General features: G+C 42.5%; 15 protein-coding genes and 1 pseudogene. 14 read left to right on the forward strand and 2 right to left on the reverse strand.

Translation table 11 applies throughout. The features are described from left to right. The first annotated feature begins 507 nt into the window (after window positions 1-507). Window positions 508-699, forward strand: a complete 192-nt coding sequence (locus JX304_RS10440) for a cysteine-rich KTR domain-containing protein (protein WP_001860868.1) — start codon at window positions 508-510, stop codon at window positions 697-699. Between the two features lie 59 nt (window positions 700-758). Here JX304_RS10440 and JX304_RS10445 read toward each other — a convergent pair whose 3' ends face one another. Beyond that, a complete protein-coding gene (locus tag JX304_RS10445) occupies window positions 759-1,112 on the reverse strand; it encodes a helix-turn-helix transcriptional regulator (RefSeq protein ID WP_001227347.1) in 354 nt (117 codons plus the stop codon). Between the two features lie 503 nt (window positions 1,113-1,615). Here JX304_RS10445 and JX304_RS10450 point away from each other — a divergent pair. The 7 genes and pseudogenes from JX304_RS10450 to JX304_RS10480 all read left to right on the forward strand — a co-directional run bounded on the left by JX304_RS10450 (window position 1,616) and on the right by JX304_RS10480 (window position 6,035). Further along, window positions 1,616-2,038, forward strand: coding sequence for a sigma-70 family RNA polymerase sigma factor (locus JX304_RS10450; RefSeq protein ID WP_016399599.1), 423 nt, complete (start codon window positions 1,616-1,618; stop codon window positions 2,036-2,038). Beyond that, window positions 2,035-2,265, forward strand: a complete 231-nt coding sequence (locus JX304_RS10455) for a helix-turn-helix domain-containing protein (protein WP_000857133.1) — start codon at window positions 2,035-2,037, stop codon at window positions 2,263-2,265. The genes JX304_RS10450 and JX304_RS10455 overlap by 4 nt, the downstream gene beginning before the upstream one ends. A 460-nt stretch (window positions 2,266-2,725) precedes the next feature. Continuing rightward, a complete protein-coding gene (locus JX304_RS10460) occupies window positions 2,726-2,929 on the forward strand; it encodes an excisionase (protein WP_000814511.1) in 204 nt (67 codons plus the stop codon). Window positions 2,930-3,010: 81 nt separating this feature from the next. Further along, on the forward strand, window positions 3,011-4,228 hold the full coding sequence (locus tag JX304_RS10465; protein ID WP_001291561.1) for a tyrosine-type recombinase/integrase: 1,218 nt from the start codon (window positions 3,011-3,013) through the stop codon (window positions 4,226-4,228). Between the two features lie 178 nt (window positions 4,229-4,406). Beyond that, window positions 4,407-5,138 (forward strand): annotated as a pseudogene (locus JX304_RS10470) (ABC transporter permease); the annotation flags it as partial. 18 nt (window positions 5,139-5,156) lie between these two features. Then, a complete protein-coding gene (locus JX304_RS10475; RefSeq protein ID WP_049496832.1) occupies window positions 5,157-5,612 on the forward strand; it encodes a LytTR family DNA-binding domain-containing protein in 456 nt (151 codons plus the stop codon). Window positions 5,613-5,621: 9 nt separating this feature from the next. Next, a complete protein-coding gene (locus tag JX304_RS10480; RefSeq protein WP_049496835.1) occupies window positions 5,622-6,035 on the forward strand; it encodes a DUF3021 domain-containing protein in 414 nt (137 codons plus the stop codon). Window positions 6,036-6,097: 62 nt separating this feature from the next. Here JX304_RS10480 and tyrS read toward each other — a convergent pair whose 3' ends face one another. Next, window positions 6,098-7,354 (reverse strand): tyrosine--tRNA ligase, encoded by a 1,257-nt coding sequence (gene tyrS / locus JX304_RS10485; protein WP_003004779.1) that lies wholly within the window; start codon window positions 7,352-7,354, stop codon window positions 6,098-6,100. A 182-nt stretch (window positions 7,355-7,536) separates the two neighbouring features. On the opposite strand from tyrS, the gene pbp1b reads away from it, so the two are divergent. The 6 genes from pbp1b (at window position 7,537) to JX304_RS10515 (ending at window position 21,445) form a co-directional block, all read left to right on the forward strand. Continuing rightward, window positions 7,537-9,993, forward strand: a complete 2,457-nt coding sequence (pbp1b, locus tag JX304_RS10490; protein ID WP_205012480.1) for a penicillin-binding protein PBP1B — start codon at window positions 7,537-7,539, stop codon at window positions 9,991-9,993. A 351-nt stretch (window positions 9,994-10,344) separates the two neighbouring features. Beyond that, on the forward strand, window positions 10,345-13,914 hold the full coding sequence (gene rpoB / locus JX304_RS10495) for a DNA-directed RNA polymerase subunit beta (protein WP_205012481.1): 3,570 nt from the start codon (window positions 10,345-10,347) through the stop codon (window positions 13,912-13,914). 159 nt (window positions 13,915-14,073) lie between these two features. After that, window positions 14,074-17,727, forward strand: a complete 3,654-nt coding sequence (rpoC, locus tag JX304_RS10500; RefSeq protein ID WP_205012482.1) for a DNA-directed RNA polymerase subunit beta' — start codon at window positions 14,074-14,076, stop codon at window positions 17,725-17,727. A 321-nt stretch (window positions 17,728-18,048) separates the two neighbouring features. Continuing rightward, complete coding sequence (gene wecB, locus JX304_RS10505) at window positions 18,049-19,203, forward strand: non-hydrolyzing UDP-N-acetylglucosamine 2-epimerase (protein ID WP_205012483.1); 1,155 nt, start codon at window positions 18,049-18,051, stop codon at window positions 19,201-19,203. Continuing rightward, window positions 19,204-19,992: a hypothetical protein gene (locus JX304_RS10510; protein WP_205012484.1), complete on the forward strand. Its 789-nt coding sequence runs from the start codon at window positions 19,204-19,206 to the stop codon at window positions 19,990-19,992. A 142-nt stretch (window positions 19,993-20,134) separates the two neighbouring features. Then, on the forward strand, window positions 20,135-21,445 hold the full coding sequence (locus JX304_RS10515) for a glycosyltransferase family 2 protein (protein ID WP_205012485.1): 1,311 nt from the start codon (window positions 20,135-20,137) through the stop codon (window positions 21,443-21,445).

Below are 21,445 nucleotides of genomic sequence, written 5' to 3' on the forward strand. Positions count from 1 at the left end.
TTTCATTTATTGATAAATTGAGTTTGCAAAAAAGAGTGGACAATTTTTGTCTACTCTTAACCTTTAAAATAGTTTTTTTTAATCGATTTGAAGTTGCCTAAATTATTACTTATTCGGTAAAATGAAGTATTGCTTTCAACAGATTTCCTTCAACTACACTTCACTTGATTCAAACAAGGTGGGTACATTTCTATTCCCACAAACTCCTTGTCAATGGAAACAAACACGTACCCACAGGGTAAATGGAAATAGAAACTGATAATTTCTAGCTATCACTTCTACTCATTCCAAAAATTTTCTCACTCTGATACTTACCCACCATAAAGCAAAAAGCCTTGCAATCAAGGCTTTCATTATCCCTTTCGTTCAAAGGTTTCTAAGCTTTTACGAGCAGAGCGACACACTCAGCGGTTCGCTATCTCCGTTCTGTCTGCGTGCTAGCACTTGTCAATCACGGACAGCTATCGCATGGGCGGAAGTAAATGCTAATCTTCGTCGTTTTACTCCTTGACTAGCAAACTTACCGCCTCAACATGTCCTGTATGTGGAAATAAAACACGATTAAAGATAAGGGAAGATACTGAATTAAAAAAATTCCCCCTCTATTGTCCGAAATGCAGACAAGAAAATTTAATTGAAATAAAGCAGTTCAAAGTAACTGTGATTACAGAGCCAGACGCAAAGACGCAGAGCCGATAAAATGAGATTAATACAATCTCATTTTATCGGCTCTTTCCGTTATGTATGGATTCTTTTAATTAGTCTTCGATGTTTCTTGCTTCGTTGATACCGCTGGCTAAAGATTCCATTAAGGATAGTTCTTTGTCTGTAAAGCTATCCATGTATTTCTCTATCTGTAATCGTCGGGTGCTTTTTACCAAGTTATTAGCAGGTAAGAAAAATTCATCAACGGAAACATGAAGTAACGATACAAGGTCATAAAGAACTTGTATGCTGGGGTGTTGCCCTTTATTTTCAATATTAGTTAAGTACCGTGGGTCAATTTCAATCAATGCTCCCACTTGTTCACGAGTTAAACCTCGTTTCAATCGAGCTTCTTTAATGGCTAAACCAAAGGCTCTAAAATCATATTTATCTTCTTTTTTACGCATAGTAGACCACCTCTATACATTTTATTGTTCCTACTGAATTAAAAACAGGTATAGAAAAACGTGTTATATGGTTTATAGGTTTATATTTAATAAAAAGCACTACTAAACGCCAATAAAAAAACCGTTATATGGTAGTGCTATTTACGCTGTTAAAATATTGTATATTACTTCCAAATGGCGGTTTGTTGGAGGTCAACGTCGCCATGAAGTACATCATATACAATAAATTTCCTTACATTGGGTTCTTGTCAAAAAAAGTCGTCTATCTGCAATAGATAAGTACGTCCACCAATGTGGTTTTATAAATCATATAGATAGAATAACAGAAGCATGTAAACAGAGAAATAAATCTGTTTATATGCTTTTTTGGCTATTCAGAACTTTTTTACAAAGTTTATTTATCAGTAATGCAACAAATCCCCCTTTCACATTGGGACTAAGAGTGAAAGGAGATAAACGAGCAAGGCTCACTTCCTTTCCTAGACAGAAAGGGGGTGAGAAACATGAAACCATCTTCTTTTCAGACCACAATAGAAAATCAGTTTGACTATATCTGTAAACGTGCTATGGAAGACGAGCGAAAGAATTATATGCTTTATCTTTCAAGGATTGCAAAGCGTGAGGTGTCCTTTTCGGATGTTGGCGATTATCTTGTTAGCCAGTTTGCGACAACAGATAACTATTCAACTGACTTTCAGATTTTTACACTCAATGGGTTATCAGTAGGCGTTGAAAATGATTTGTTGAGTGAAGCATTACGTGAGTTGCCAGACAAGAAACGTGAAATTCTACTGCTGTTTTACTTTATGGACATGAGCGATTCAGAAATTACAGACCTGTTGAAATTGAACCGTTCTACTGTCTATCGGCATAGAACCAGTGGACTAGCCTTAATTAAAAAGTTTATGGAGGAATTTGAAGAATGAAAACACAATATCCTATGATTCCCTTTCCTCTCATTGTAAAGGCAACAGATGGCGATACCGAAGCGATTAACCAGATTCTACATCATTACAGAGGGTACATAACGAAGCGTTCCCTACGACTTATGAAAGATGAATATGGCAATCAAAGTATGGTCGTTGATGAAGTCTTACGTGGAAGAATGGAAACCAGACTGATTACAAAGATTTTGTCATTTGAAATTAAGTAATATCCTCTCTCCTTTCGTGGAAGCGTGCTAAACCATTCCACGCTTCCCGAACAGGGAGGTTTGTTATTCCACCAAAGCATATTGAGCTTTCAATGTGTTTTGATAGGCTAACGAGCCATTGTTCTTTGAAAACTGAATAAAAGTAATCGAATACGTTTCGATAAGAAAAGAGCCAACGGAACTAACCGCCATGACCTATCTTATAAAGATAGCGAGCGATTCATGTTAGTGATCCGAGAAGCAATCTTTAGCAGGATTGCCTGCAACGACATTCTTATCGTGATAATGATACTCCCATACAGTCAATAGTCCGAGCGTGATAAAACCGTCGCAGGCAATGAGTATGGCTACATGAGAACCATGCAGGGGTGGAACTCCCGTGAGCTTTGCTAAAGCTGTTCGATTGCTGGTAAAACAACTTTTATGAAATCCAAATAAGTGATTTGGAAAGGAGGATTTTATGAAGCAGACTGACATTCCTATTTGGGAACGTTATACCCTAACCATTGAAGAAGCGTCAAAATATTTTCGTATTGGCGAAAACAAGCTACGACGCTTGGCAGAGGAAAATAAAAATGCAAATTGGCTGATTATGAATGGCAATCGTATTCAGATTAAACGAAAACAATTTGAAAAAATTATAGATACATTGGACGCAATCTAGCGTCGCCAAAGGGTCTTGTATATGATAAAATAGTATTAAGTCGTATCAAGGCTCTTTCCATAAAGGAAAGGAGCAAATGCCATGTCAGAAAAAAGACGTGACAATAAAGGTCGAATCTTAAAGACTGGAGAGAGCCAACGAAAAGACGGAAGATACTTATACAAATATATAGATTCATTTGGAGAACCGCAATTTGTTTACTCGTGGAAACTTGTGGCTACAGACCGAGTACCAGCAGGAAAGCGTGATTGTATCTCACTTAGAGAGAAAATCGCAGAGTTACAGAAAGACATTCATGATGGTATTGATGTTGTAGGAAAGAAAATGACACTCTGCCAGCTTTACGCAAAACAGAACGCTCAAAGACCAAAGGTTAGAAAAAACACTGAAACTGGACGCAAATATCTTATGGATATTTTGAAGAAAGACAAGTTAGGTGTAAGAAGTATTGACAGTATTAAGCCATCAGACGCTAAAGAATGGGCTATTAGAATGAGTGAAAATGGTTATGCTTATCAAACCATCAATAACTACAAACGTTCTTTAAAGGCTTCATTCTATATTGCTATACAAGATGATTGTGTTCGGAAGAATCCATTTGACTTTCAACTGAAAGCAGTTCTTGATGATGATACTGTCCCTAAGACCGTACTAACAGAAGAACAGGAAGAAAAACTGTTAGCCTTTGCAAAAGCTGATAAAACCTACAGCAAAAATTATGATGAAATTCTGATACTCTTAAAAACAGGTCTTCGTATTTCAGAGTTTGGTGGTTTGACACTTCCAGATTTAGATTTTGAGAATCGTCTTGTCAATATAGACCATCAGCTATTGAGAGATACTGAAATTGGGTACTACATTGAAACACCAAAGACCAAAAGTGGCGAACGTCAAGTTCCTATGGTTGAAGAAGCCTATCAAGCATTTAAGCGAGTGTTAGCGAATCGAAAGAATGATAAGCGTGTTGAGATTGATGGATATAGTGATTTCCTCTTTCTTAATAGAAAGAACTATCCAAAAGTGGCAAGTGATTACAACGGCATGATGAAAGGTCTTGTTAAGAAATACAATAAGTATAACGAGGATAAATTGCCACACATCACTCCACATAGTTTGCGACATACATTCTGTACCAACTATGCAAATGCAGGAATGAATCCAAAGGCATTACAGTACATTATGGGACATGCTAATATAGCCATGACGCTGAACTATTACGCACATGCAACATTCGATTCTGCAATGGCAGAAATGAAACGCTTGAATAAAGAGAAGCAACAGGAGCGTCTTGTTGCTTAGTAGTACAAATGAATTTACTACTTATTTACCACTTCTGACAGCTAAGACATGAGGAAATATGCAAAGAAACGTGAAGTATCTTCCTACAGTAAAAATACTCGAAAGCACATAGAATAAGGCTTTACGAGCATTTAAGAAAATATAAAAAGATAATTAGAAATTTATACTTTGTTTGTGTCAAAAAAATCTAACAGATGCTTGGGCTCAGCTCCCCAATAGTGGTCCTGTGTTAAATAATTGGTTAATGAGTGGGACGCTAGCTGTGACAGGGATTACGACAAGTTTGGCTGCCCTGACTCAGTTAGTAAAGGACCGTGAAAATCAAGTAGATCAGGATCTTTATTTATCGGATCAAGGAAAGTGGCGGTTACCATTTTCGTATCTAACGAGCGCAATCATCATCTCTTTTTTTATGCAGGCTCTTATGTATGTGCTGATGTGTGGCTATTTTAGAGAAGTTCCAGCACTGTCTTTATTACCTGAAGTACTCCCTATTATGCTGCTTAGTAGCCTGCTTTCTAGTTTAGTGAATGCCATTTTTGTTTATTTTTTCCAATCAGTAGACAGTCTTGGGAAGTTTTCGACCATAGTGGGTACAGCTTCTGGTTTTTTGGTAGGGACTTATGTACCTTTAGGTGTTCTACCTGATTTTGCACAACTACTAATGAAATGTACTCCAGCAACTTATATTGCTGCACTTTATCGGCAAGTACTCATGAAAGAAGCATTAAATGAGACCTTTAAAGGTCAAGATAATCTTCTTCAAGAGTTTCAAGAAAAAATGGGTGTTCAGCTCAAATGGCAAGCGTTATTGACAAAGGAACAAACATACCTTATAGTGTTAGGTGGTATTCTTCTAGCTTTGGGGATTTGGGTTTCCTTAGCAAAAAGATCGAATAAAAGAAAGTAAGTGAGAATTGGAGTAGGAATGAAGATTCGTTTTGAGGAAAAACAGGATATCCCAGAAAGCAACCCCTGTGTGGTCATTCAAGCTAAGCAATTATCTGATCAAGCACGAGAGGTGATGGACTATCTCGAACAGTTTTCGACAGTGAATCAAGTAGTGATCCCTATCAAAACAGATGATCATTTGATCATGGTGAAAATTGATGACATTATTCTAGCCGAGATTGATAAGAATCAGCTAACCATTTATACGACAGACAAAACGTTCACCGTCAGAGACACTTTGACAAATTTTCAACATCGGATTAATCGTCGTAATTTTTTACAGATATCACGCCACGCGGTGATGAATATCGACCATTTAGAATCGCTATCGGATAGTTTTTCAGGCAATATGATGGCTAAACTGACACGCGGAGTAAAATCAAGTGTCAGTCGGAAATATGTCAAATCCTTGATGGATTATTTAGGGGTATAGGAGAAAGTGATGAAACGAGTTATAGCTTATTTTGTATCTGGTATGAGGACAGGATCCTTCTTTTATTTGTGTTTGGTGTTATTATCCCATGTCTATCCTAACATCGTCTATCCCGCTGTAAATGTCCGCAATATCCTGGCGATCTTTTTAATGAGTGGAACAATGGGAGTCTTGACGTTCATTCTTGAGGAAGAAGAGTTTTTGACCTATAGTTTGCGTGTGGTCCTGCATTTAGTTGTGACAGCTACCATCTTAGCATTGACCTACTTATTTTTTGGCTGGGGGGCAGCCTTACGGAGCCCGATTCCTTGGTTGATCTTTCTAGCTATTTACGGCCTGATCTGGCTTTATCAGATTTGGCAGCTCCATAAAAAAACTCAACGAATCAACCAAGCTTTGTTGCATCGCAGAAAAGGGAAATAGTCCCAGAAAAAAGTGTATAAGAAAACCACGAAGTTAATAGGAAACTTCGTGGTTTTACTTTCTTAATAAGTCAAAACAAAGTATTTTTTCTTACCGCGACGGATAACGGTCAATTCGTTTTCTAATTTATCGCTATCGCTCAAGACATAGTCAAGGTCTTGGATGCGTTCGCCGTTAACGTAGATAGCTCCGTTTTGAACATCTTCGCGGGCTTGGCGTTTAGAATTTACCACACCAGCTGTGACCAAGAGTTCAACAATGTTGAGGTTGTCTTCTGCTTGGACCTGGTAGTTTGGCACACCACGAAGGCCTTGTTTGAGTTCTTTGACAGAAAGGTTTTTGATGTTTCCTGCAAAGAGTTGTTCTGTGATGTTGAGGGCTTCCTTGTAGGCTTCTTCACCGTGGACAAGGGTGACCACTTCACGCGCTAAGATCTTTTGAGCTAAGCGTTCATGAGGAGCAGCCTCAAACTGTTTGCGGATCTCTTCAATCTCATCAAGTGACAAGAAAGTGAAGATCTTCAAGAAGCGCACAGCATCCGCATCCATCACATTCATCCAGAATTGGTACATTTCGTATGGAGATGTTTTGTCTGCATTGAGCCAGACCGCATTGCCTTCTGATTTACCGAATTTCTTACCAGTTGCATCTGTGATCAAAGGCACAGTCATAACATGACCAGTTTTATCTGCTTTACGACGCATCAACTCAGTACCAGCTGTCATGTTTCCCCATTGGTCAGATCCACCGATTTGAAGGGTAACATTGTGTTCTTGGTTGAGGACGTAGAAGTCATAGCCTTGCATAATTTGGTAGGCAAACTCTGTGTAAGAAATCCCTGTCTCAATCCGTTTTTTAACAGATTCTTTACTCATCATAGCATTGACTGTAAAGTATTTTCCGACATCACGAAGGAAGTCAATAAAGCTAATGCTTCCGAACCAATCGTAGTTGTTGACCATTTCGGCTTTATTGTCCCCATTTTCAAAATCGAGGAAACGAGACAATTGCCCTTGAATGGAGCGAACCCATTCTTGTACAGTTTCTTTTGTTTGGAGACTACGTTCAGCATCTTTGAAGGACGGATCTCCAATGAGACCAGTCGCACCGCCAACGAGCGCATAAGGTTTGTGGCCTGCTAGTTGAAGACGACGGCTCGTCAAGATGGCAACCAAGTGACCAAGGTGAAGGCTGTCAGCAGTTGGATCATAACCAGTATAATAAGAAACCTGACCTTCTTCCAGTGCTTTGCGCAAGGCTTCTTCATCCGTCGTTTGAAATACCAAACCACGCTCTTTTAGCTCATCAAAAATGTGCATGTGTCTTTTCTCCTTTATAAGTTTATTCATTTCTCTATTCTACCATAAACCACGGAAATGGCAATGCTTTCCATCATTTTCTTATCCTTACCCAGGAAGAATGAGTGACGATTTCTACGCTCTTGTGATTGAAAACAAAGGGCCTAATCTGCTATAATATAGGGAACAAGGAGAAAGAATCAGTGAATCAATTAAAAGAGAAGCTGCAAGAGTTTTGGAAGAAAGTCCAAAAATTCTTTGCAAATATGTATACAGAAACTCCGAATAAGGAAAAAAATGAGGAAAGTAGCTGGTCTGTCGGTGATATTTTTGCGACCTTTTTACGAACCCTCAAACTCTTGTGGGATGTGATGATCGCCCTGTTCGTGTGCCTCTTTTTATTTGGCGCAGGGATTGGGATTGGTTATGCGGCGAGCCTCTTTAGCAACGTCAAGGTTCCAAAGACAGAAGAATTGGTCCAGCAGGTTCGCGACGTCAGCAGTGTTTCAAACCTGACCTATTCCGATAAGAGCTTGATTGCAGAAGTGGACAGCGATTTGATCCGCACGCCGGTAGCTGGAGATGCCATTTCAGACAATGTCAAGAAGGCTGTGATCGCTACTGAGGATGAGAATTTTGAAAGCCACAAGGGGGTTGTCCCTAAAGCCGTTCTTCGGGCAACACTTGGATCCGTAGCCGGTGTGGGTTCCTCTAGTGGGGGATCAACCCTAACCCAGCAGTTGATCAAACAGCAAGTTGTGGGAGACGCTCCGACCTTTACTCGTAAGGCGACAGAGATTGTCGATGCCTTGACTTTAGAGCGGGGAATGAATAAAAATGAAATCCTAACCACCTACTTAAATGTTTCGCCTTTTGGACGAAACAATCGGGGACAAAATATTGCGGGTGTGGAAGCTGCGGCTCAAGGGATCTTTGGCGTCTCTGCAAAAGACTTGTCTGTTCCACAAGCGGCCTTTATCGCTGGCTTGCCACAAAGTCCGATTGTCTACTCTCCTTATGCTGCAGACGGTAGCCTAAAGAGCAAAGAAAACCTCGAGTTAGGTTTGGCGCGTGCCAAAGACGTTTTGTTCAATATGTACCGGACGGGAGCCTTGTCGAAAAAAGACTACGAGACCTATGCTCAGTACGACTTGACCAAAGACTTCATCGCTCCAGATGGCATCGAGAAAACACCGCATGACTACCTCTACTTCCAAGCCATGGCAGAAGCAAAAGAGGCCATGTATGATTACTTGATCAAGCGAGACAATGTCACCAAGCAAGACTTGAAAAATAATGAAACCGTCAAGGCTTACCAAGAATTAGCTGAGAGCGAGTTGCGCGAAGGTGGCTACACCATTCAAACCACGATTAACAAACCGGTTCACAATGCGATGCAGGCCGCAGTAGCAAACTTTGGAAGCGTCTTGGATGATGGGACAGGTTTTGTAGAAGTTGGGAATGTCCTTATGGACAACCGAACGGGTGCCGTTTTAGGATTTATCGGCGGACGGAATTTTGACGGCAACCAAAACAACCATGCCTTTGATACAGAACGTTCCCCAGGGTCTACTATCAAACCACTGTTGGCCTATGGGATTGCCATCGACCAAGGCTTGATGGGAAGCAATAGCATCCTTTCTAACTATCCGACTAATTTCTCAAGTGGTGAGCCAATCATGCACGTGGATAGCCGAGGAACAGCCATGATGGATCTCCGTGAGGCCCTCAATACCTCATGGAATATTCCAGCTTACTGGACTTACCGGACTCTTCGTGAAAAGGGTGTGGATGTCCCATCCTACATGAAGAAAATGGGCTATGATATCCCTGAATATGGCATTGAAAGCCTGCCAATGGGGGGAGGAATTGAGGTCACTGTTGCCCAACATACCAATGGTTTCCAAACCATTGCTAACAATGGGAACTACCTCAAACGCTATATGGTAGAGCAAATCATTGATCGAGATGGGGACGTAGTCTACAAGCACGAGGCAGATCCTGTTCGTGTTTACTCTCCAGCAACGGCAACGATTATGCAGGATCTCTTGCGCGGGGTTATTACGTCTGGTGCTACAACGACCTTTAAGTCACGGATTAGCCAAATCAATCCAACACTGGCGGGTGCTGACTGGATTGGAAAAACCGGTACGACCAACTCAAATGGAGATATGTGGCTCATGCTGTCCACCCCTAATGTTTCTTTAGGAGGTTGGATTGGCCATGACAACAATGCTTCTATGCAGACCTTGACTGGATACAACAACAATGCCCAATACATGGCGCAGTTGGCGAATGCGATCTACCAAGCAGATCCAAGTCTCTTTGGGATTCAGGATAAATTCACTCTCGATAAGAGTGTGATCCGCTCTGAAGTGCTCAAATCGACTGGTGAAAGACCGGGCCGCGTCAATGTCAATGGCCGGGATATCGATGTGAGCGGTCAAACGGTAACCAGTCTTTGGGCTAAAAACGGAGCGCCAACCACTCAATACCGCTTTGCCATCGGGGGATCGGATAGCGATTATCAAAGTGCTTGGGCAGCCATTCTCGGCAATACCAGTGGAAATCAGTCGAATAATAAGAACAATTCGCCAACCAATAGTTCATCAAGCAATAGTTCAAATCGAAACAGCTCAAATCGTGGCAATCGACGCTAGTTTGATCCAGTAGAAAACCTAGAGAAAGCCTTGATTTTTGGAGCAAAAAACGGTATAATAGTGGTAACTAATTTGTCGTGTGCTTTATTTGAAATATTGTCCAAATAAGAGCTTACAGCAGTTAAATCTTACTTGAATAAGTCGATTTAGCTGCTCTTTTTGTGCCTATTTTTCAGGAAAAACCTAGTTTGTTACACAAATTTAATTTTTCTAAAAATTACAAAAAGCGACGAATGAGGTGAAGAGACAGCTCTTCACGTGATGCAAATCACACAATTGTAGTTAAAACCGGATAGGTGGTGAAAGTCATTTTACCAAGCTATCCTAGTATGGAAAAAGGAGCTAAAAACTTTGGCAGGACATGACGTTCAATACGGGAAACATCGGACCCGTCGTAGTTTTTCAAGAATCAAAGAGGTTCTTGATTTACCAAACTTGATTGAAATCCAGACAGACTCATTCAAAGATTTCTTGGATCATGGCTTGAAGGAAGTATTTGAAGATGTGCTTCCAATCTCAAACTTCACGGATACAATGGAATTGGAATTTGTGGGTTATGAAATCCGCGAACCCAAGTATTCACTTGAAGAAGCGCGCATCCACGATGCCAGCTACTCAGCACCAATCTTTGTGACCTTCCGTTTGGTCAACAAAGAAACAGGTGAAATCAAGACCCAAGAAGTTTTCTTTGGTGATTTCCCAATCATGACTGAAATGGGAACCTTTATCATCAATGGTGGAGAACGGATTATCGTATCTCAGTTGGTGCGTTCACCAGGTGTTTACTTTAACGACAAAGTGGACAAAAACGGTAAGGTCGGTTATGGATCAACGGTTATCCCGAACCGTGGGGCTTGGTTAGAGCTGGAAACCGATTCAAAAGACATTGCTTACACACGCATTGACCGTACGCGTAAAATTCCATTTACAACCCTTGTGCGTGCTCTTGGATTCTCAGGAGACGATGAAATCATCGATATCTTTGGGGACAGCGAATTGGTTCGCAATACCATTGAAAAAGATATCCACAAAAATCCAATGGATTCACGGACAGATGAAGCCCTCAAAGAAATCTACGAGCGTCTTCGTCCAGGTGAACCAAAAACAGCGGAAAGCTCACGTAGCTTGTTGGTAGCCCGTTTCTTTGATCCACGTCGTTATGATTTGGCACCAGTTGGTCGCTACAAGATCAACAAGAAACTTAATATCAAGAACCGCTTGTTGAACCAAACCATCGCAGAACCATTGGTAGATGCTGAAACAGGGGAAATCCTTGTAGAAGCTGGTACTGTCCTGACGCGCGATGTGATCGACAGCATCTCAGAACAATTGGATAACGGTTTGAACAAAATCACCTACATTCCAAATGATGCTGCTGTTTTGACAGAACCAGTTGAATTGCAAAAATTCAAAGTTGTCGCTCCAACAGATCCAGACCGTGTTGTCACCATCATCGGAAATGCTAATCCATCTGACAAAGTACGCATCGTAACTCCAGCAGATATCTTGGCAGAGATGAGCTATTTCTTGAACCTTGCAGAAGGTCTTGGGCGTGTAGATGACATCGACCACCTTGGAAACCGTCGGATTCGTGCCGTTGGTGAACTGCTTGCCAACCAAGTGCGTCTTGGACTTTCACGGATGGAACGAAACGTTCGTGAACGGATGTCTGTACAAGATAACGATGTCTTGACACCACAACAAATCATCAACATCCGCCCAGTAACTGCGGCAATTAAAGAATTCTTTGGTTCTTCACAGTTGTCACAGTTCATGGACCAACACAACCCGCTTTCTGAGTTGTCTCACAAACGTCGTTTGTCTGCTTTAGGACCTGGTGGTTTGACACGTGACCGTGCCGGATATGAAGTGCGTGACGTGCACTATACCCACTATGGTCGGATGTGTCCAATCGAAACACCTGAAGGACCAAACATCGGTTTGATCAACAACTTGTCTTCATACGGACACTTGAACAAGTACGGTTTCATCCAAACGCCATACCGTAAAGTAGATCGTGAAGCAGGCGTTGTGACAAATGAAATCGTCTGGTTGACAGCTGATGAAGAAGATGAGTACATCGTAGCGCAGGCCAACTCTAAGTTGAATGAAGAAGGTGGCTTTGCTGAACCGATCGTCATGGGACGTCATCGTGGTAATAACCAAGAGTTCCCATCTGATCAAGTCGACTACATGGACGTGTCTCCAAAACAAGTAGTTGCCGTTGCGACAGCATGTATTCCTTTCTTGGAAAACGATGACTCCAACCGTGCCCTTATGGGTGCCAACATGCAACGTCAGGCTGTGCCGTTGATTGATCCAAAAGCACCATTTGTTGGTACGGGTATGGAATACCAAGCAGCTCATGACTCAGGAGCTGCAGTTATTGCACAACATGGTGGTAAGGTTACCTATGCAGATGCGGATAAGGTGGAAGTTCGTCGGGAAGATGGTTCTTTGGACGTCTACCATGTTCAAAAATTCCGTCGTTCAAACTCCGGTACAGCCTACAACCAACGTACTCTTGTAAAAGTTGGTGAAACCGTTGAAAAAGGCGACTTTATCGCTGACGGTCCATCGATGGAAAAAGGGGAAATGGCCCTTGGTCAAAACCCAATCGTCGCTTACATGACTTGGGAAGGGTATAACTTCGAGGATGCCGTTATCATGAGTGAACGCTTGGTGAAAGAAGATGTCTATACATCTGTTCACTTGGAAGAATTCGAATCAGAAACGCGTGATACCAAGTTAGGCCCTGAAGAAATTACCCGTGAAATTCCAAACGTCGGTGAAGATGCTCTTCGTGACTTGGATGAAACAGGTATTATCCGTATTGGTGCGGAAGTAAAAGAAGGAGATATCCTTGTCGGTAAAGTAACACCGAAGGGTGAAAAAGACCTTTCTGCTGAAGAACGTCTCCTTCATGCTATCTTTGGAGATAAATCTCGTGAAGTGCGGGATACGTCTCTTCGTGTGCCTCACGGTGGAGATGGTGTCGTTCGCGATGTCAAGATCTTTACGCGTGCAAACGGAGATGAATTGCAATCGGGTGTCAACATGTTGGTTCGTGTTTACATCGCACAAAAACGGAAGATCCGCGTCGGAGATAAGATGGCCGGCCGTCACGGAAACAAAGGGGTTGTATCCCGTATTGTTCCTGTAGAAGACATGCCTTACCTTCCAGATGGAACTCCAGTCGATATCATGTTGAACCCACTTGGGGTGCCATCTCGTATGAATATCGGTCAGGTTATGGAACTTCACCTTGGTATGGCGGCTCGTAACTTGGGCATCCACATCGCAACACCTGTCTTTGATGGAGCAAGTTCAGAGGATCTCTGGGATACGGTCAAAGAAGCTGGTATGGATAGCGATGCTAAGACGGTTCTTTATGATGGCCGTACCGGTGAGCCGTTTGACAACCGTGTTTCTGTCGGTGTCATGTACATGATCAAACTTCACCACATGGTTGATGATAAACTCCATGCCCGTTCAGTCGGACCATACTCAATGGTTACTCAACAACCACTCGGAGGGAAAGCTCAGTTTGGTGGACAACGTTTTGGGGAAATGGAAGTGTGGGCCCTTGAGGCTTATGGTGCATCAAATGTCCTTCAAGAAATTTTGACCTACAAGTCAGACGATGTCAATGGACGTTTGAAAGCCTATGAAGCGATCACCAAAGGAAAACCAATTCCAAAACCAGGTGTGCCAGAATCCTTCCGCGTTCTTGTCAAGGAATTGCAATCACTTGGTCTTGACATGCGTGTCCTTGACGAAGATGATCAAGAAGTGGAACTTCGTGATCTCGACGAAGGGGAAGACGATGATGTGATTCACGTGGATGACCTTGAAAAAGCACGTGAAAAAGCAGCCAAGGAAGCTAAAGCAGCCTTTGATGCGGAAGAAGCAGAAAAATAATCAGTCAAAATGATTGTCTTGTGAGAAACGAATGTTTCTGATAGGATGATTCGATAATAAGATACAGACACAAGGAGGTGGTGAGAAAGTTGGCTTTCTTCCCCACCTAAGACTGTATTTAAATGAAACAAGTATGAAAACAAGGAAAGGTAAGAAATAGTGGTTGATGTAAATCGTTTTAAAAGTATGCAAATCACCCTAGCTTCTCCAAGCAAGGTCCGTTCATGGTCTTATGGAGAGGTCAAGAAACCTGAAACAATCAACTACCGTACATTGAAACCAGAACGTGAAGGTCTCTTTGATGAAGTCATCTTTGGACCTACAAAAGACTGGGAATGTGCGTGTGGAAAATACAAACGGATCCGTTATAAAGGAATCGTTTGTGACCGCTGTGGTGTGGAAGTAACACGTGCCAAGGTTCGTCGTGAACGTATGGGGCATATTGAGTTGAAAGCACCTGTATCACACATCTGGTATTTCAAAGGAATCCCTTCTCGTATGGGATTGACCTTGGATATGAGCCCTCGTGCTCTTGAAGAAGTCATCTACTTCGCTGCTTACGTGGTGATCGATCCAAAAGATACACCGCTTGAGCACAAATCCATCATGACAGAACGTGAATACCGTGAACGCTTGCGTGAATACGGACCAGGTTCCTTTGTAGCTAAGATGGGTGCAGAAGCGATCCAAGACCTCTTGAAACAAGTGGATCTGGAAGCTGAAATTGCTCTCTTGAAAGAAGAATTGAAGACTGCAACTGGTCAAAAACGTGTGAAGGCTGTGCGTCGTTTGGACGTCTTGGATGCCTTCTATAAATCTGGCAACAAGCCAGAATGGATGGTCCTCAACATCCTTCCCGTTATTCCACCAGATCTTCGTCCGATGGTCCAATTGGATGGTGGCCGGTTTGCCGCCTCTGACTTGAACGACCTTTATCGCCGGGTAATTAACCGGAACAACCGTTTGGCTCGTCTCTTGGAATTGAATGCACCAGGTATCATCGTGCAAAACGAAAAACGGATGCTCCAAGAAGCGGTTGACGCTTTGATTGACAACGGTCGTCGTGGTCGTCCGATCACAGGACCAGGTAGCCGTCCACTGAAATCATTGAGCCACATGCTCAAAGGGAAACAAGGACGCTTCCGTCAAAACTTGCTCGGTAAACGGGTGGACTTCTCAGGACGTTCCGTTATCGCCGTTGGTCCGACTCTGAAGATGTACCAATGTGGTGTACCACGTGAAATGGCCATTGAGCTCTTTAAACCATTTGTCATGCGTGAAATCGTTGCGCGTGATATCGTACAAAACGTTAAAGCTGCAAAACGCTTGGTAGAGCGCGGAGATGAACGGATCTGGGATATCCTCGAAGAAGTCATCAAAGAACACCCAGTTCTCTTGAACCGCGCACCGACCCTTCACCGTTTGGGTATCCAAGCCTTTGAGCCTGTCTTGATTGACGGGAAAGCTCTTCGCTTGCATCCACTTGCCTGTGAAGCTTATAACGCCGACTTTGACGGGGACCAAATGGCCATCCACGTGCCTCTTTCAGAAGAAGCCCAAGCTGAAGCGCGTATCTTGATGTTGGCTGCTGAACACATCTTGAATCCAAAAGATGGAAAACCAGTCGTAACGCCTTCTCAGGATATGGTTTTGGGGAACTACTACCTTACAATGGAAGAAGCGGGTCGTGAAGGGGAAGGCATGGTCTTTAAGGACCGTGACGAAGCTGTGATGGCGTATCGCAATGGTTATGTGCACCTACACTCACGTGTTGGGATTACGACCGATAGCTTGAACAAACCATGGACAGAAGCGCAACAACACAAGATTCTCTTGACAACTGTTGGTAAGATTCTCTTCAACGATATCATGCCTGCAGAACTTCCATATCTCCAAGAGCCAAACAACGCCAACTTGACAGAAGGGGTTCCAGCTAAGTACTTCTTGGAATCAGGTCAAGATGCTAAATCAGCAATTGAAAAATTAGAATTGAATGTTCCATTCAAGAAGAAAAATCTTGGGAACATCATTGCTGAAATCTTCAAACGCTTCCGTACAACAGAAACATCTGCTTTCTTGGACCGTTTGAAAAACCTTGGTTACAACCATTCAACCCTTGCTGGCTTGACAGTGGGGATTGCCGATATTCCAGTTGTTGAAGACAAGGCCGAAATCATCGAAGAATCTCACAAACGTGTGGAACAAATCACTAAGCAATTCCGTCGTGGTATGATCACAGATGATGAACGCTACAATGCTGTTACTGCTGAATGGCGTGCAGCCCGTGAACGATTGGAAAAACGCCTGATTGACAACCAAGATCCGAAGAACCCAATCGTTATGATGATGGACTCTGGAGCCCGTGGTAACATCTCAAACTTCTCACAACTTGCCGGTATGCGTGGTTTGATGGCCGCTCCGAATGGTCGGATCATGGAATTGCCAATCCTTTCAAACTTCCGTGAAGGTTTGTCAGTACTCGAAATGTTCTTCTCAACTCACGGTGCGCGTAAAGGGATGACCGATACGGCCTTGAAGACTGCCGACTCAGGTTACTTGACTCGTCGTTTGGTAGACGTTGCCCAAGACGTGATCATTCGTGAAGACGATTGTGGAACTGACCGTGGTCTCTTGATCCGCTCTATCACAGAAGGCAAAGAGATGATCGAGTCTCTGGAAGAACGTCTGAACGGTCGTTACACTAAGAAAACCGTTCGCCATCCTGAAACTGGTGAAGTCATCATCGGCCCAGACGAATTAATTACAGAAGACAAGGCGCGTGAAATTGTCAATGCTGGTGTGGAAGAAGTCACTATCCGCTCTGTCTTTACATGTAACACTCGCCACGGTGTCTGCCGTCATTGTTATGGTATCAACTTGGCGACCGGTGATGCGGTTGAAGTGGGTGAAGCAGTTGGAACCATCGCTGCTCAATCTATCGGGGAACCGGGTACACAGCTGACCATGCGTACCTTCCACACGGGTGGGGTTGCCTCAAATACCGATATCACGCAGGGTCTTCCTCGTGTCCAAGAAATCTTTGAAGCCCGTAATCCGAAAGGGGAAGCGGTCATCACAGAAGTCAAGGGTGAAGTTACAGCGATCGAAGAAGATGCTTCAACTCGGACTAAGAAAGTCTTTGTCAGTGGTGCAACTGGTGAAGGTGAATACGTTGTCCCTTACACTGCTCGCATGAAAGTCGAAGTGGGAGATCATGTTTCTCGTGGTGCAGCATTGACAGAAGGGTCTATCCAACCAAAACATCTCCTTGCTGTACGTGATGTCTTGTCTGTTGAAACATACCTCCTAGCGGAAGTACAAAAAGTATACCGTAGCCAAGGGGTAGAAATTGGCGACAAACACATCGAGGTCATGGTTCGCCAAATGATCCGTAAAGTTCGCGTCATGGATCCAGGAGATACCGACCTTCTCATGGGAACGCTCATGGATATCACAGACTTTACAGATGCCAATAAGGATGTCCTCATCTCAGGTGGGGTACCAGCGACAGCTCGCCCAGTTCTTATGGGAATCACCAAAGCCTCGCTTGAAACCAATAGCTTCTTGTCAGCTGCTTCCTTCCAGGAAACAACGCGTGTCCTTACAGATGCAGCAATCCGTGGTAAGAAAGACCATCTTCTTGGACTTAAGGAAAATGTTATCATTGGTAAGATTATTCCTGCAGGTACAGGGATGGCTCGTTACCGTAACTTGGAACCACAAGCGATTAACGAAGTTGAAATCATCGAAGAAGTGCCAGTAACAGATGGAACAGTCGATGAAGTTCAAACAGCTGAAGTCGTAGAAGAATAAGAAAAAAGTCGGAACTACATGTTCCGGCTTTTTTTTGAAAAAATTATAAAAATTTATTATTTGAAAAATAATTGTATAATTATTGATTTATTTTTTTACCAAAAATATTAGCCCGTTAAAAGTCGTGTCGTAAATACTTACAATTAGTGATTATATGGATATGTATTCTAAACACCAAAATAATAAAATGACTAACTATTAGTAATTTCTTTATAAAACCCAAATTCGGTTTGACATTTAAAGTCTTTGGCGGTAGAATGAGGAAAGATGTACAGAAATTAAAAAAATGTCGAATTACATGCATGTCGACGGGAGAAGTTTATGGGAAAATTGAAAATTATGGTTGTGTTTGGAACGCGACCGGAGGCCATCAAGATGGCCCCTTTGGTGCTGGAATTACAAAAACAAAAGGAGGTTATTGAGACCATCACAGTGGTCACTGCTCAGCACCGTCAAATGTTGGATCAGGTTTTAGAAACCTTTAACATCGTACCTGATTATGATTTGGATATTATGGGGAAAAGTCAGACCTTATTAGACATTACCTCTAAAATTCTGAATCAATTAGATCCAGTTATCAAAAAAGAAAAGCCGGATATGGTACTCGTCCATGGTGATACGACCACTACCTTTGCGGCGAGTCTGGTTACCTTTTACAATCAAGTCCGCATTGGTCACGTCGAAGCTGGTTTGAGAACCTTTGATAAATATTCGCCATATCCAGAAGAGATGAACCGTCAAATGACGGATGATTTAGCGGATCTGTATTTTGCGCCGACTGGCGAAAGTAAGGCCAATCTCTTAAAAGAAAATCATCCGGAATCCTCTATTGTGGTGACAGGAAATACTGCCATTGATGCGCTGAAACTCACGGTTCAAGAGGACTATCATCACGAAGTGTTAGATCAATTGGATCCAAAGAAAAAATTGATTCTTGTAACCATGCATCGAAGAGAAAATCAAGGCCAACCCATGAGAGCGGTCTTTGGAGCTCTGAGGGAAATAGTTGATCAAGAACCGGACATTGAAGTGGTTTACCCGGTACATCTTAGCCCAGCGGTCCAAGAGGCGGCAAACGATCTATTAGGAGATCATGATCGGATCCACCTTATCGCACCATTAGATGTGCTGGACTTCCACAACTTGGCTTCGAGAAGTTACTTTATCATGTCGGATTCAGGTGGGGTGCAGGAGGAGGCGCCATCATTAGGAAAACCGGTATTGGTATTACGCGATACAACGGAACGCCCAGAAGGAGTCAAAGCAGGGACCTTGAAATTAGTTGGTACGGATCCTGCCGTTGTCAAATCCACGATGACGGAGCTCTTAACCAACGAAAGCCTGTATCTCCAAATGGCAAATGCCAGAAATCCTTATGGGGATGGAAGAGCTTCTGAGCGAATCGTGCAAGCTATTAAACATTACTTTGGCCAGGGAGAGGCTACCGAAGAATTTCATGAGGGAGAGAAAGAATAAATGAAAAAAACGGAAAAATTAAGTAGATGGTTGCTGATTTTGATTGTTTTCGAAGTACTTCTTTTACTTTACTCCTTGTTTTTTGCAAGAGAGATTCTGATTGAAGAAGGATTGTTCTTTGTTTTAGGATTATTTTCTGCTATTGTTTTATCGGATTTATTGTTGACATGGACCATCCTGTTGTCATTTGCCCTAGGGATTGTCTTTTTGGTGGCGGGTGTTGTCTATATCCCCCTTCATCAAGCCTTGCTTCTGCTCTTTAGTTTTCCAATTTTGCTTGGAATTTTGACCCAAATTCGCTATCACCTCTTTAAAGAGATTGCAAAAGTGAAAGATCAAGAGTCAGAAGCTTACGCAGATTATCGCGACCGCATCGCTTCTTATGGTGGGCAAACCAATGATACGATTCAAGCCTTACTCATTCACTGGTCGCACGAGGAATTGTTCTTCCAATTGCAACCGAGAGAGTACAATCTGACCTTGAACCAAATCAACTATTTGGTAACGCATCATCTGAAGCCAAATGAAAGCTTGTATTACGTATCAGACGGTAATTTCTTGATTTTATCTTCTGATAGCGAGCGGGATCTGAAGAGCGATTATATGACGGTCTTAAAACCACAGTTGGAAGGACTGGTTTTCAAAGGAGAAGACGGGGTTCAGGCCATTCAATGTCAGTCAGGATTTCTTGTAGTGGATCAATCCAATCGAACCAAATACCATCGTTATAAAGAAATGATTCGTTACTTAAAACGTCAACTTGAAACAGATATTATTGTGGAATATTAGGAGGAAAACATGTCTCTTACAAATATATTTTTTAATATAGCTGTAGGCATTAGTGTATTTTTTGCCTTGTGCTTTATTGTATTATTTGTAGCTTATACGGTGATCTATCATCGTGTCAATAAAAACTTTAAGGCGGTGGACCATGATTAGTCAAATTGTGATGATTATTGCATTGATTTCGATTTGGTTATCCTTAGCTTGGGGCTTGGTCATTCTCTTTTCAGCCGTTCATTTTTGGTTCAAACACAGTGATTTTCGTGTCAATACAGATCCACTACCTTATTATCCAAAAGTGACGATCGTCGTACCCGCCCATAATGAAGATGTGGTCATTGCCCAAACAGCTAAGGCCATTCTCGACCTCAACTACCCCCATGATCGTGTGGAATTATTCCTCTTTGCGGATAATTGTTCCGATCGCACCTATGAAGAGTGTTTGGCGGTTAAAGCATTGCCAGAGTACGCAGGACGTGATGTAACCATTATCAATCGCAGTGGGACAGGTGGGAAAGCCGGTGTGCTAAATGATGCTTTGGCCATGGCGACTGGAGACTATATCTGTGTCTATGATGCAGATGCCATGCCTGAAAAGAATGCTCTTTATTTCCTTGTGAAAGAAGTGCTCAAAGATCCAGAGCGTCATGTGGCTTCTTTCGGCCGCAATAAAACGCGGAATGCCGGTCAAAACTTCTTGACCCGCTGTATCAACCAAGAGATTGTGGTCACCCAACGGGTTCACCATGTGGGCATGTGGCATCTCTTTAAGATTGGACGGATTCCAGGAACCAACTTCATTATTCAAACCGAATTTGTCAAGAGTATTGGAGGATGGAAAAACGGTGCCTTGACTGAGGATACGGATATTTCCTTTAAGATTATGCAAAGTGGAAAGTTGATTGCGCTAGCTTATAATTCAGAAGCCTTCCAACAGGAGCCAGAGACTCTGAAGAGTTACTATATGCAACGGAAACGTTGGGCCAAAGGGAATTATGAAGTGGTTCTTTCCAACTTCAAGCATTTATTTGGTAAGGGAAATTGGCGCGTGAAGTTAGAAGTGACCAACTATTCCTGTATCTTCTTCTGGTTCAATGCGGCCATCGTATTGTCTGACTTGATCTTTTTTGCCAATATTCTGGCCATGTGTATCCATACAGTGGTTCCAAGCGTGCAAATTCCATTTGCCTTTGATTCTGAAAATATCTACATTGCGCAATTGATGCTCTTCAATTGGATCTTGATGATCGGGCTTTATTTGCTTCAGATTAATGTGGCTCTTGCTTCACAATTTGGTCAAGCTACTACCAAGCAAATTTGGTTAGCTTTAGCTGCCTATTTCACCTATTCCCAACTCTTCATCATTGTGTCCATTGATGCCATTTCTTCGATTGTGATGGATAAACTATTGCACCGGAAAGAAACCAAATGGGTTAAAACAAAACGATTTGCAGGTTAG

The sequence above is a fragment of the Streptococcus parasanguinis genome (genome assembly GCF_901875555.1).
GTDB lineage: Bacteria > Bacillota > Bacilli > Lactobacillales > Streptococcaceae > Streptococcus > Streptococcus parasanguinis_H.

Bases quoted from the DNA above. Each gene is read 5' to 3' on its own strand.
- JX304_RS10445 (WP_001227347.1), bottom strand. From the start codon at position 1,112: ATGCGTAAAAAAGAAGATAAATATGATTTTAGAGCCTTTGGTTTAGCC.
- JX304_RS10450 (WP_016399599.1), top strand. From the start codon at position 1,616: ATGAAACCATCTTCTTTTCAGACCACAATAGAAAATCAGTTTGACTAT.
- JX304_RS10455 (WP_000857133.1), top strand. From the start codon at position 2,035: ATGAAAACACAATATCCTATGATTCCCTTTCCTCTCATTGTAAAGGCA.
- JX304_RS10460 (WP_000814511.1), top strand. From the start codon at position 2,726: ATGAAGCAGACTGACATTCCTATTTGGGAACGTTATACCCTAACCATT.
- JX304_RS10465 (WP_001291561.1), top strand. From the start codon at position 3,011: ATGTCAGAAAAAAGACGTGACAATAAAGGTCGAATCTTAAAGACTGGA.
- JX304_RS10475 (WP_049496832.1), top strand. From the start codon at position 5,157: ATGAAGATTCGTTTTGAGGAAAAACAGGATATCCCAGAAAGCAACCCC.
- JX304_RS10480 (WP_049496835.1), top strand. From the start codon at position 5,622: ATGAAACGAGTTATAGCTTATTTTGTATCTGGTATGAGGACAGGATCC.
- tyrS (WP_003004779.1), bottom strand. From the start codon at position 7,354: ATGCACATTTTTGATGAGCTAAAAGAGCGTGGTTTGGTATTTCAAACG.
- wecB (WP_205012483.1), top strand. From the start codon at position 18,049: ATGGGAAAATTGAAAATTATGGTTGTGTTTGGAACGCGACCGGAGGCC.
- JX304_RS10510 (WP_205012484.1), top strand. From the start codon at position 19,204: ATGAAAAAAACGGAAAAATTAAGTAGATGGTTGCTGATTTTGATTGTT.
- JX304_RS10515 (WP_205012485.1), top strand. From the start codon at position 20,135: ATGATTAGTCAAATTGTGATGATTATTGCATTGATTTCGATTTGGTTA.